At 67.9% G+C, this 11,186-nt stretch carries 11 protein-coding genes and 1 tRNA gene; 6 read left to right on the plus strand and 6 right to left on the minus strand.

Going from position 1 to position 11,186, the window contains the following annotated elements; all coding sequences use genetic code 11:
* Positions 1-1,175 (plus strand): divergent polysaccharide deacetylase family protein (locus tag FBT96_RS07550; protein WP_136905703.1); only part of this gene is annotated, 1,175 nt, incomplete at its 5' end.
* Positions 1,176-1,391: 216 nt separating this feature from the next.
* On the opposite strand, the gene trpE is transcribed toward FBT96_RS07550, so the two are convergent.
* The 6 genes from trpE to fabI form a co-directional block, all read right to left on the minus strand.
* Positions 1,392-2,900, minus strand: coding sequence for an anthranilate synthase component I (gene trpE / locus FBT96_RS07555; protein ID WP_136905704.1), 1,509 nt, complete (start codon positions 2,898-2,900; stop codon positions 1,392-1,394).
* An 11-nt stretch (positions 2,901-2,911) separates the two neighbouring features.
* Complete coding sequence (locus tag FBT96_RS21435; protein WP_136905705.1) at positions 2,912-4,759, minus strand: SurA N-terminal domain-containing protein; 1,848 nt, start codon at positions 4,757-4,759, stop codon at positions 2,912-2,914.
* A gap of 64 nt (positions 4,760-4,823) precedes the next feature.
* On the minus strand, positions 4,824-6,002 hold the full coding sequence (locus tag FBT96_RS07565) for an aminotransferase (protein ID WP_136905706.1): 1,179 nt from the start codon (positions 6,000-6,002) through the stop codon (positions 4,824-4,826).
* A 151-nt stretch (positions 6,003-6,153) separates the two neighbouring features.
* Positions 6,154-6,660, minus strand: a complete 507-nt coding sequence (gpt, locus tag FBT96_RS07570; RefSeq protein ID WP_136905707.1) for a xanthine phosphoribosyltransferase — start codon at positions 6,658-6,660, stop codon at positions 6,154-6,156.
* A 12-nt stretch (positions 6,661-6,672) separates the two neighbouring features.
* The gene (locus FBT96_RS07575; RefSeq protein WP_136905708.1) at positions 6,673-7,290 is read right to left on the minus strand and encodes a LysE family translocator; all 618 of its coding nucleotides are present in this window, start codon (positions 7,288-7,290) and stop codon (positions 6,673-6,675) included.
* A 1-nt stretch (position 7,291) separates the two neighbouring features.
* Positions 7,292-8,113, minus strand: a complete 822-nt coding sequence (fabI, locus tag FBT96_RS07580) for an enoyl-ACP reductase FabI (RefSeq protein ID WP_136905709.1) — start codon at positions 8,111-8,113, stop codon at positions 7,292-7,294.
* A gap of 125 nt (positions 8,114-8,238) precedes the next feature.
* Between fabI and pdxH the strand changes: the two genes are divergently transcribed.
* From pdxH to FBT96_RS07605, 5 genes are all read left to right on the plus strand, one after another.
* Entirely contained in the window at positions 8,239-8,862 is a 624-nt protein-coding gene (pdxH, locus tag FBT96_RS07585) for a pyridoxamine 5'-phosphate oxidase (protein ID WP_136905710.1), read from the plus strand.
* Positions 8,863-9,047: 185 nt separating this feature from the next.
* Positions 9,048-9,581, plus strand: a complete 534-nt coding sequence (locus FBT96_RS07590; RefSeq protein WP_136905711.1) for a cold-shock protein — start codon at positions 9,048-9,050, stop codon at positions 9,579-9,581.
* Positions 9,500-10,051: a DUF192 domain-containing protein gene (locus FBT96_RS07595; protein WP_136905712.1), complete on the plus strand. Its 552-nt coding sequence runs from the start codon at positions 9,500-9,502 to the stop codon at positions 10,049-10,051. The genes FBT96_RS07590 and FBT96_RS07595 overlap by 82 nt, the downstream gene beginning before the upstream one ends.
* A gap of 48 nt (positions 10,052-10,099) precedes the next feature.
* Positions 10,100-10,176, plus strand: a tRNA-Pro gene (locus FBT96_RS07600).
* A gap of 503 nt (positions 10,177-10,679) precedes the next feature.
* Positions 10,680-10,868 carry a hypothetical protein gene (locus FBT96_RS07605; protein WP_136905713.1) on the plus strand — a complete coding sequence of 63 codons (189 nt, stop codon included), beginning with the start codon at positions 10,680-10,682 and terminating at the stop codon, positions 10,866-10,868.
* Positions 10,869-11,186 lie beyond the last annotated feature (318 nt).

Genomic DNA, 11,186 nt, shown 5'->3' on the forward strand with positions numbered 1-11,186 from the left:
AACCGCCCGCGGCTTCGGCGCAACCCCCGCGGGCCGCGCCTCCCGCCGTTCCCGCGCCTGCGACCGAGCCGCCCGCGAAACCCGAAACCGCGGTGACGCCGCCGGTGATCGCACCGCCGCCACAGACCCCCGCCGTCGCGCTGGACACCCTGCCGCAGGCCGAGCCCGCGATGCCGGTGCCGCCGCCCGGCAGGGCCGCGGCGCTCGATCTGCCCGGGGCCGAAACCGCCCCCGTGCCCGCCCCCGGCGGCGAGATTACCCTGATGCCTGATGGCGCGCTGGTGCCGCCGGGCCCCGCGCGGCCGCGGGTGATTGTGCCGGGGCAAGGCGGGCCGGGCGAGGGGGGCGCGGGCTTCGCCTCGGCCGAGGGAACGAAAGTGAATCGCCTGCCGCAGGTCGGCTCGGCGCCGCAGGGCAGCTCCGTGCCGCCCTCGGGCGCGCCGGTGGCGCCCTTCGTCGCCGCGCCCGAGCCCGCGCCCGCGGCCCCGCCCGAGGCTTCCGGCCCGGCGCTGACCCGCTTTGGCGCCGCTTTCGTGGAAAAGCCGGGCAGGCCCTATGTGACGGTGCTGCTCGTTGATGTCGGCACCACGGCGGGCGGGCTTGATGCGCAGACGATCGCGGCGCTTGGCAGCTGGGTGACGGTGGTGCTGGACCCTTCCGCTCCCGGCGTGACCGAAACCGCGGAAAGCTACCGTGCCGCCGGGCTCGAGGTGGCGATGCTCGCCGATGCCTTGCCCGCGGGCGCGGTGGCGCAGGATGTCGAGGTGGCGCTGGCGGCCTGGCACCGGGCCGTCCCGCAGGCGGTGGCGCTGGTCGAGCCGGAAACGCCGGTGCTGCAGGGCAAGGCGCCGCTTCTGGCGCAGGCGGAAAAGGCGCTCGCCGCCGAGGGCATGGCCTATGTGACGCAACCGGGCGGCATCGGCGCCCGGGCGACAAAGGACGTGCCGCGCGCGGGCATCTTCCGGGTTCTGGACACGCGGCGCGACAAGGCGGCGGTGATCACCCGCACCCTCGGCCGCGCCGGGTTCGAGGCGGCCCGCGACGGCGCGACGGTCGTCATGCTCTCGGCCTGGCCCGAATCCGTCGCCGGTCTGACCGCCTGGGCGGCCGAGGAGGGGGCGAATTACAATCTTGCGCCGCTTTCCGCGCTGATCGGGGCGCAGAAGACCAAGTAGCCGCCGCGCCCGGCCCGGCCGCCTGAAAGGGCGTATTTGTGCCAAGAAGAAACGGCACGGGTTTCTTCTTGGCACAAATACGCCCCTTTTCGCGCGTGGCCGCAGGCGCCGCGGTCGCAGGTGCGTATTTCGGCCAAGAAAAAGCCCTCCCCGCAGGGAAGGCTGTCTTGAAGGCTGTCTTTTCCTGGCGCAAATACGCCCTTGGCGCGGGCGGGCTTAGAGGTTGCCGCGCCGCACGAACAGCCCCGCATCTTCCGCCGCGCGGCGCAGGGCCTTGGATTTGTTCACGGTTTCCTGGAACTCGGCCTCGGGGTCGCTGTCATAGACGACGCCGCCGCCCGCCTGGATGTAAAGTGTCCGATCCTTCACCACCGCGGTGCGCAGCGCGATGCACATGTCCATCTCGCCATTGGCCGCAAAATAGCCCACGCCGCCGCCATAGATGCCGCGCTTTTCCGGCTCCAGCTCGTCGATGATCTCCATCGCCCGCACCTTCGGCGCCCCCGACACGGTCCCCGCAGGCAGACCGGCCAGCAGCGCCGAGAGCGCATCCTCGCCATCCGCCAATTCGCCGACCACGTTCGAGACGATATGCATGACGTGGGAATAGCGCTCGATCACGAATTTCTCGGTCGGCCGCACCGTGCCGATCTTTGCCACCCGCCCGACATCATTGCGGCCCAGATCCAGCAGCATCAGATGTTCGGCCAGCTCCTTCCTGTCGGCGAGCAGGTCCAGTTCCAGCGCCTTGTCTTCCTCGGGCGTCGCGCCGCGGGGGCGGGTGCCTGCGATCGGGCGGATCGTCACCTCGCCGTCGCGCAGCCGCACCAGGATCTCGGGCGAGGCGCCGACGATCTGGAAGCCGCCGAAATTCAGGAAGAACATGAAGGGCGAGGGGTTGGTGCGCCGCAAGCTCCGGTAGAGCGCGAAGGGCGGCAGCGGGAAATCCGCCGACCAGCGCTGCGCGGGAACGACCTGAAAGATGTCGCCCGCGCGGATGTAGTCTTTCGCCTTTTCCACCGCGGCCTTGTAGCCCTCGGGGGTGAAGTTGGATTTCAGCGGCCCGACCTGCGCCGCCTCGCCCATCTCGCGGCCCTGCGCCGGGGTGCGATCCAGATCGCGCAAAGCATCCATCACCCGTTCCGCCGCCTGCGCATAGGCCGCCCGCGCCGACAGCCCCGAGCCCTGAAACGCGGGCGCACAAAGGATCACGTCGCCCTTGACCCCGTCCAGCACCGCGACGACCGAGGGCCGCATCAGCACCGCATCGGGCACGCCGAGCGGATCGGGATTGACGTCGGGCAGGTTCTCGACCAGCCGGATCGTGTCATAGCCGAGATAGCCGAACAGCCCCGCCGCCGCGGCAGGCAGGCCTTCGGGCATGTCGATGCGGCTTTCGGCGATCAGCGCGCGCAGGGATTCGAACGGATGGCCGGGCAGATCCTCGAACCGATCCTCGAACCGCGCCTGCCGGTTGATCCGCGCCGTCTCGCCGCGGCATTCCCAGATCACGTCGGGCTTCATGCCGATGATCGAATAGCGGCCCCGAACCTCGCCGCCGGTCACCGATTCCAGCATGAAGCTGTTCTTTTGCGCATCCGCCAGCTTCAGCATCAAGGACACCGGCGTATCGAGATCGGCCGCCAGCCGCGCATAGACAAGCTGGTTGCGGCCCGCGGCCCAGGCGGTTTCGAAAGCCTCATAAGCGGGGAAAAGCGCGACCATCGGGGCCTCCGTCACTGAAACTGCGCTTGCACGGCAGCGATCATGCCGCTGTCGAGGGTGATCCCGGCCTCGGCCTGTGCCGCGCGGGCGTAGAAGGCCGCCAGATCGGCGCCGAGCATCTGGCCCAGACGGGTGTCGAAGGTCTTGCGCAGCTGCACGAGTTCGGGATCGGCCAGATCGGCCGGTTTCACCGCGCGCACCAGCAGAACGAAGACCTTCCCGCCCTCGGTCAGGGTCGCGGATTTGCCCGCCGCCGTCGCGAAGGCGGTCTGGGAAAGGCCCTGCGGCGCGCCTTCGACAAAGCCGCCGCGCTGCAGATCGGGGGCGGATTTCTCCTCCAGCCCCTGCGCCGCCAGGGTCTGACCCGCCGCCGCCGCCGCGCCCGCCGCCGCGGCTTTCGCCTGTTTCGCCTTCACCACCTCGGCCGCGCGCCAGCTGGCCTCGACCTTGTCGCGCACCTGATCAAAGGGGATCGGCGCCGCCGCCGTCACCCCGTCCAGCCGCAGCGCGAAGACGCCGCCGTCTTCCAGCACCGCCAGTTCCGGGAAATCCTCGGTCGTGGCCTTGGCGGCGGCCTCGCGGAAGGCGTCATAGGCGGCGATGCCGTCCCGGGTATCGGCGGCCATCGAGATCTTGCCCGCCTGCATCTTCGTTTCCTTGACCATGTCCTCGAGCGTCGCGCCCGAGGCCAGACGGTCCTCCAGATCCGAGGTCATGTCGCCGATCATCCGGCGCGCCTTTTCCATCGCCAGCTCCGCCGCGATATCGCCGCGCGCTTCCTCGAAGGTGGTGGTCTCGCTCGGCGTGATGCCGTCGAACTTGAACAGCGCCGGGCCGAGGTCGGTCTCATAGGGGCCGATCACGCCGGGCATGGTCTGGGCGAAGACGGCCTGACCCGCCGCGCCGCCGATCTCGTCTTGCGAGACCTCGCCAAGGTCTATGTCGGCCGCGCTCAGCCCGCGCGCTTCGGCCAGATCGGTCAGGCTCGCCTCGCCCGCCGCGATCTTCGCCATCCCCGCCTCGGCCTCGGCCATGGTCGGGAAGACCAGCTTCGACAGCCTGCGCCGCTCGGGCTGGATGTACTCCGCCTTGCGCTCGTCATAGGTGGCGCGCAGCTGCGCCTCGTCCACGACGATGCCGTCCTTGAGCGTCTCGGGCGTCAGCCAGACATAGGAAATCTCGCGGGTTTCGGGCCGGGTGAATTCGGCAAGATGCGCGTCGTAATGGGCTTTCAGCGTCGCGTCATCGGGGGCGGCCGGGGTGATCCCCTCCGCGGGGATTTCGGCAAAGGCGACGTCGCGGGTCTCGCCCAGATAGCCGACATAGCCATCGAGCAGCGCCGCCGGGGCCTGCACGCCGCCCGCCACCGCGCCCTGCAGGATCGAGCGCGCGATATCGGCGCGCAGCCGGGTTTCGAATTCCGCCTCGGTCAGGCCTTCGCGGCGCAGCACCTCGCGGTAGGTTTCGCGATCAAAGCTGCCGGTGGCGCCCTGAAACGGCCGCGCGGCGCGGATCTGCCGGCTCACCTCGGCATCGCCGACCGACAGCTCCAGCCTGCGCGCCTGTTCGCTCAGCGCCGCGGTGTTGAAAAGCTGCGCCTGCACGACCTGATCCAGCCCCATCGCCCGGACCTCGGACATGCTGGGCGCATGGCCGATCTGCGCCGCGACGGCGTTGATTTCCTGGCGCAGCGCGTCGGAATAGTCGCGCGCGGTGATCTCGCTTTCGCCCACCGCGCCGATGCTCTGGCCGCGGTTCGAGAAATTGCCGACCTGATAGCCGCCAAGCCCCAGCACGATCATGGCCAGAAGCACCCAGACCGTCACGCTCTTGCCAGAGCTGCGCAGCATCGTCGACATGGGACCTCCCGGGGTTTTCTGGTCTTTTGCGGTGTTTAGGGCTTTGGGCGCGGGGCCGCAAGCGTCACGGGGTCAGGGCGGCAAGCCGTCTCATCAATTCCGCGATCCCCGCGGTGTCGATGTTGGCAAAGGCGATGCGCAGCTGGCGCGCCCCGGCCGGGTCGGTCGCGGGCATGAACATCGTGCCGGGCAGGGCCAGCACCGAGGCCTCGGTGACAAGGTGCTTGGCAAAGTCGGGCGCGGGCAGGGGCGAGGGGTGTTCAACATAGGCGAAATAGGCGCCACAGCCGAGCGTCGTCCAGCCGGGCAGGGCGGCGAGCCCCGCCGTCATCGCGGCGCGGCGCGACAGGATCTCGGCGCGCTCGCCCGCGACCCAGTCCGCAAGGTTGCGCATCCCCCAAAGCGCCGCGATCTGGCCCAGCTGGCCCGGGCAGATCGCGACGGTATCGAGGAATTTCTCCACCTCGGCCAGCCGCGCGGGGCTGGCCGTGATCGCGCCGACGCGGTGGCCGGTCAGCCGGTAGGCCTTGGAAAACGAATAAAGCTGGATCAGCGTCGCGTCCCAGTCGGGATCGGCGAAAAGATCATGGGGCGCACCCGTGCGGGCGTCGAAATCGCGGTAGGTTTCGTCAAGGATCAGCGCCAGGCCGTGACGGCGGGCCAGATCGGCAAAGGCGCGCACCAGCGCGGCAGGATATTCGACGCCGCCCGGATTGTTCGGCGTGACCAGCACGATGGCGCGGGTGGCAGGCGTGATCAGCGCCGCGGCGTGATCCGGGTCGGGCAGCAGCCCCGGTCCGGTCGGCAGCGGCACGGCGCGCACCCCCGCCATGTCGAGCCACATTTTATGGTTGAAATACCAGGGTGTTGGCAGAAGAACTTCATCGCCTGCCCCCGCCAGCGTGGCGATCGCCGCGCAAAAGGCCTGATTGCAGCCCTGGGTGATGGCGACCTGCGCCGGGGTGATGGTGCCGCCATAGGCCGCGGACCATTGCGCCGCCACCTCGGCGCGCAGATCGCCGTTGCCAAGGACGGGGCCGTAAAGATGCGCGGCAGGATCCGTCAGCGCGGCTTCGGCGATCGCCTGTCGCAGCGCCAAGGGCGGCGGATCGACGGGCGCGGCTTGGCTGACGTTGATCAAGGGCCGCTCGGGCGGGAAGGTCACGCCTTGCAACCAGCGCCGCGCCTCCATCACCGGGGGGGCAAAGGTGGCGGCCAGGGCGGGGTTCAGCGGCTGGATCATCGCGGTCTCCGGTCAGGGTCGCGCCACCCTTCCATTCGCCCGCGCCCTTGGCAAGGGGAGGACGCCTGCGGCGGGCGCGTATTTGAGCCAAGAAGAAGACCGCAGTTTCTTCTTGGCCCAAATACGCCCTTTGCGCGGGTGGGGGCGGGGCTCAGTCGGTGCCGCGATAGGGCTGGACGTATTGCAGCGCCATGTCCCAGGGAAAGAAGATCCAGGTGTCTTGCGAGACTTCGGTGATGAAGGTGTCGACCTGCTCGCGGCCCTTGGGCTTGGCGTAGACGGTGGCGAAATGCGCCTTGGGGTAAAGGCGGCGCACCAGGTCCAGCGTCTTGCCGCTGTCGACGAGATCGTCGATCACCAGGATGCCCTCGCCGTCGGCGCCCATCAGATCGGCCTGCGGCGCCTTGATCACCACCGGGGCCGATTGGGTCTGGTGGTTGTAGCCCTTGACCGAGATCGTGTCGATGATGCGGATGTTCAGCTCGCGCGCGATGATCGCCGCGGGGACCATGCCGCCGCGGGTGATGCCGACGATCGCCTTCCAGGCGCCATTGTCGGGCCCCTTGCCATCCAGCCGCCAGGCCAGCGCCCGCGCGTCGCGGTGCAGCTGGTCCCAGCTGACGTGAAAGCCCTTTTCATGCGGCAAACGCTCGGCCATGTGGATGTCTCCTCAGGTCAGGGCAAGCTTCAGGCCCATCAGCCCCAGAAGCCCGCCGAAAATGCGGTCGATCAGCGTCTTCAGCCCCAGATAGGCGGCCCGCGTCCGGTCAAGCGAGAAGATCCGCGCCACCAGCACGTTCCAGACCGTGTCGTTGAAGAAGATGATGCCCAAAATGACGCCGTAAGCCCAGAAGGGCAGCACCGGCGGCAGGAAGGTCAGAAACACCGTGCCGAAGAAGACGGCCGGTTTCGGATTGGCGAGTTGCGCCGCGATGCCGCGCCAGACTTGCCCCAGCGCGGAGCGCTTCGCGTCGTCTTCGGGCAGGTCCATCGACATCGGCTCGGCCGCGTGGCGCCACATCTTGTACGCCAGATACAGCAGATAGCCCGCCCCCGCGAATTTCAGCACGGTGAGCAGGGTGGGGGCGATCCTGAACAGGATCGCCAGCCCGAACATCGCCGCCACGGCCCAGATGCAGGCGCCAAGGCCGATGCCCACGGCAAGCCAGGCGCCGCGCACGAAGCCCTCGCGCAGGCTGGTGCGGGCGGCCAGAAGCACCGCCGGACCCGGAGAGATCGCCGCCGCAAGCGAAATCATGTAGATGCCGAAGAAGGCGGCGAAGCTCATCTCAGTCCTTGCGCCCCGTCACCACATCGATATCGGGCGCATCCACCGCCTTCATGCCGACGACATGATAGCCCGCATCGACATGCAGGTTCTCGCCCGTGGTGCCCGAGCCCAGATCCGAGAGCAGGTAGAGCGCGGCCTTGCCGACCTCTTCCTGGGTCACGTTGCGGCGCAGCGGCGAATTCAGCTCGTTCCACTTCATGATGTAGCGGAAATCGCCGATTCCGCTTGCCGCCAGCGTCTTGATCGGCCCGGCCGAGATCGCGTTGCAGCGGATGCCGAGCTTGCCCAGATCCTCGGCGATGTATTTCACCGAAGCCTCCAGCGCCGCTTTCGCCACACCCATCACGTTGTAATGCGGCATCACCTGTTCGGCGCCGTAATAGGTCAGCGTCAGAAGCGAGCCCCCCGCCGGCATCATCGCCGCGGCGCGGGCGCAGACGGCGGTGAAGGAATAGACCGAAATGTCCATCGTCATGGTGAAGTTGCCGCGCGAGGTGTCGACATAGCGACCGCGCAGCTCGTTCTTGTCACTGAACCCGATCGCATGGACGACGAAATCCAGGGTGCCCCAGGCGTCCTTGAGACCCGCAAACAGCGCATCCATGCTGTCTTCGTTCGCGACGTCGCATTCGAAGAGCAGCGGCGTGCCCAGGCTTGCGGCCAGCGGCTCGACGCGCTTTTTCAGCGCCTCGCCCTGATAGGAAAAGGCCAGCTCCGCGCCCGCGTCGCCAAGCGCCTTGGCGATGCCCCAGGCGATCGACTTGTCATTGGCGAGCCCCATGATCAGGCCTCGTTTTCCCGCCATCAAGCCTGCCGTCATCTGGATTCTCCTGCTTGCCTCTGGAAAGTGCGCCTTCCTTAGGCGAAGATTGCAAAGTCAGCAAGGCGGGTTGACGTCGGGGCAACGGCGCCTTGGCGTCGCATCCTTCAGGGAAAGGGCAGCACATGAGCGACAGAACCGGCATCTTTGCGGGCGAGGATCCCTTTGCCCTGGCGCAATCCTGGCTGATCGAGGCCGAAAAGACCGAGATCAACGACCCCAATGCGATCGCGCTGGCGACGGTCGATGCCGGGGGCCTGCCCAATGTCCGCATGGTGCTTTTGAAAGAGATCGAGGGGCGGGACGCGCCCTCGGGCGGGGCGTTCCTGTTCTACACGAATTACGGTTCTGCAAAGTCGGCCGAGATCGAGGCCGCGGGCAAGGCGGCTTTCGTGTTGCACTGGAAAAGCCTGCGTCGGCAGATCCGCGTGCGCGGGCTGGTCACGCGCGAGGAGGGGCCGCAGGCGGATGCCTATTACGCCTCGCGCTCGCTCAAGTCCCGGCTGGGCGCCTGGGCGTCGCGGCAAAGCGCGCCGCTTGTGTCGCGCACGGCGCTGATGGCCGAGGTGGCCAAGGTGACGGCGACGCAGGGCACCGCGCCGACGCGCCCGCCGTTCTGGGGCGGCTTCCGGATCGTGCCGACCGAGATCGAATTCTGGGCCGACGGGGCCTTCCGGCTGCATGACCGGTTCCGCTGGCGCCGCGATGCGCCGGGGTCGGTCTGGGACATCGCCCGGTTGAACCCCTGATCCTGACGCTGCGTCAGCGCGGGAATGCGGCTCAAATTGCCTGCATTTCACGCTTCGCCAATCGCAGACTGCCCAAAAAGACAAGCCAAATCAGCTTGAATCCGGTTGCGAACCTGTGACAACTGGTCTGCAGCGCTCTGGCGGACCTCCACAGTCCCGGCGCATCAGAAAATGGACGGCAGCGGATGGTTGACGAAGCGGGCGCGGCGCGTGAAGTCGCGGGTCGGGTGAAATGGTTCGACGCGGGCAAGGGGTTCGGGTTCATCCTCGATGGTGAGGGCGGGCCGGACATTCTGCTCCACGCCAACGTGCTGCGCAATTTCGGGCAGAGTTCGGTGGCCGACAATGCGGGCATCCGCGTGCTGGTGCAGGCGACGCCGCGCGGTGCGCAGGCGGTCGAGGTGCTGGAAATCTCTCCGCCCGAGACCGACACCCGGCTGGCGCCGATCGAGGATCTGGGCGAGACCGACCCCGAGGTGATCGCGGCGCTGCCGCTGGAACCGGCGCGGGTGAAGTGGTTCGACAAGGGCAAGGGTTTTGGCTTTGCAAATGTCTTCGGGCGGCCCGAAGATGTGTTCATCCATGTCGAAGTGCTGCGCCGCTCGGGATTCGCCGATCTGGCGCCGGGAGAGGCGGTATGTCTGCGGGTGATCGAGGGACGGCGCGGCCGGATGGCGGCGCAGATCACAAGCTGGGAAGCGGCGCTGCGCGCGCGCTGAGCCGGTGGCTCGGGCTGTCGGCGCTGGCTCTGGCCTGGGCCGGGGCGGCGCTTGGCGCCGAGTGCGACCGGGCCGGTTTCGCCGCGGCCCGGCAGGGGCAGGGCCCGGCGGTGCTGTGTATCGACGCTGCGCAGGGTCCGGTGCGGCTTGACGTCGAGATTGCCGACACCGAGGCCGAGCGCGAGCGCGGTCTGATGGGGCGGCGGGCGCTGGCCCCGGGCACCGGGATGATCTTCGTCTATCCGACGCCGCGGCGGGTGGCGTTCTGGATGCATGACACGCCGCTGGCGCTTGACATGCTGTTCATCGATGCCGGGGGGCGCATCGAGACGTTGCATCAAAATGCCCGTCCCTATGATGACACGCCGATCTGGTCGGCCGGTCCGGTGCTTTACGTGCTCGAGATCGCGGGCGGGCAGGCGGCGGCGCTGGGGCTGCGCCCCGGTCAGCGCGTTGCACCGCTCGACTGAGGCATTTCCCCTTTTCAGCGCCCGCCGCTGCCGTTATGGAAGGCAAGGCGGGGCGTAGCGCAGCCTGGTAGCGCGTCTGTTTTGGGTACAGAAGGTCGTGAGTTCGAATCTCGCCGCCCCGACCATCCGGAAATCAGGGATGACGTCACCGACTCGGGTGCAGCGCCTCCGGGTCGCCTGTTGCCGTATGGTGTGCGGTCCGCATCGGCTTTTCCGTTGCGCCGACCTGCCCGTGACCTGAAAGCGGGCGAAGCTTCCCCGCGCCCGCGTATCTATATCAGGATACGAGAGATCCGGCGGCGAACCGGTATCCCCGTCGATCTTTGCGAGGCTGCCGCGACGCCGGTGAGGCGGATCTGCACGGCAGAGGGCAGTCGGTCATGGCCGCTGGGCTGGCCTTCGGAAGCCGCCGGAGAGCTTTTCTCGGTCCGATGCCCTGATCGCGTTGCGGCCGTGCCTTTGGAGAGTGGCGAGAACGCGGGCGCGGGGCGACGGTCGGAGCGTCCGGAGGCGGCGTGCTGACTTGCCCCGGATCGTCAGACGCCGCGGGGCCGGATTTCGGCGCGCGATTGACTCTTGGTTAACCTCGATCCGCGAAGCTGGAGGTGCCATCGATTGGGGAATCGCCATGCAACTGTCGCAAATCACCACGCAGCCGCCCGTGGTGTCGAAATACGGTAACGTCACCTTCCTGTTGTGGCGGGGGGCGGAATTCGGCGTCGTCCTGACCGGCGACGGCCGACCGGGGCCCTTCACCGGCCCGTTCTCGCGCGCCGAGGTCGAGGATGCGATCGCGCCCTATGCCCGAAGGATGTGACCCCTTCGCGCTGAAACCCGTCTTGCCCGGCCCGCCCCACGGCGGGCCTTCGCATGACTTGGCTTTGGCCGGGCGGGGAGGGCGCTTTCCTTGCGATTCCCCGTCACGGCCTTCCCGCGTAAATTTTCCATCTTTTGCTGACGTCTCTGCGCAACAAAGTTTCTGGCGTGTTTTGGGGTTCTTTTGGTGGTTTCGATTTTGGCCAATGAATGCTGGGTGTTTTTGGGGTCCGGGCAGAAAGTTTGTATATTTTTGAAAAAGGGGGTTGCGGAGGTATGCGAGTATCCGTAGAAGACCCCTCACCGAAGCGACGGTGGT

The organism is Rhodobacter capsulatus, assembly GCF_005144475.1.
In the GTDB taxonomy this organism is placed as follows: Bacteria; Pseudomonadota; Alphaproteobacteria; order Rhodobacterales; family Rhodobacteraceae; genus Rhodobacter; species Rhodobacter capsulatus_C.

Bases quoted from the DNA above. Each gene is read 5' to 3' on its own strand.
- trpE (WP_136905704.1), bottom strand. From the start codon at position 2,900: ATGGTCGCGCTTTTCCCCGCTTATGAGGCTTTCGAAACCGCCTGGGCC.
- FBT96_RS21435 (WP_136905705.1), bottom strand. From the start codon at position 4,759: ATGTCGACGATGCTGCGCAGCTCTGGCAAGAGCGTGACGGTCTGGGTG.
- FBT96_RS07565 (WP_136905706.1), bottom strand. From the start codon at position 6,002: ATGATCCAGCCGCTGAACCCCGCCCTGGCCGCCACCTTTGCCCCCCCG.
- gpt (WP_136905707.1), bottom strand. From the start codon at position 6,660: ATGGCCGAGCGTTTGCCGCATGAAAAGGGCTTTCACGTCAGCTGGGAC.
- FBT96_RS07575 (WP_136905708.1), bottom strand. From the start codon at position 7,290: ATGAGCTTCGCCGCCTTCTTCGGCATCTACATGATTTCGCTTGCGGCG.
- fabI (WP_136905709.1), bottom strand. From the start codon at position 8,113: ATGACGGCAGGCTTGATGGCGGGAAAACGAGGCCTGATCATGGGGCTC.
- pdxH (WP_136905710.1), top strand. From the start codon at position 8,239: ATGAGCGACAGAACCGGCATCTTTGCGGGCGAGGATCCCTTTGCCCTG.
- FBT96_RS07590 (WP_136905711.1), top strand. From the start codon at position 9,048: ATGGTTGACGAAGCGGGCGCGGCGCGTGAAGTCGCGGGTCGGGTGAAA.
- FBT96_RS07595 (WP_136905712.1), top strand. From the start codon at position 9,500: ATGTCTGCGGGTGATCGAGGGACGGCGCGGCCGGATGGCGGCGCAGAT.
- FBT96_RS07605 (WP_136905713.1), top strand. From the start codon at position 10,680: ATGCAACTGTCGCAAATCACCACGCAGCCGCCCGTGGTGTCGAAATAC.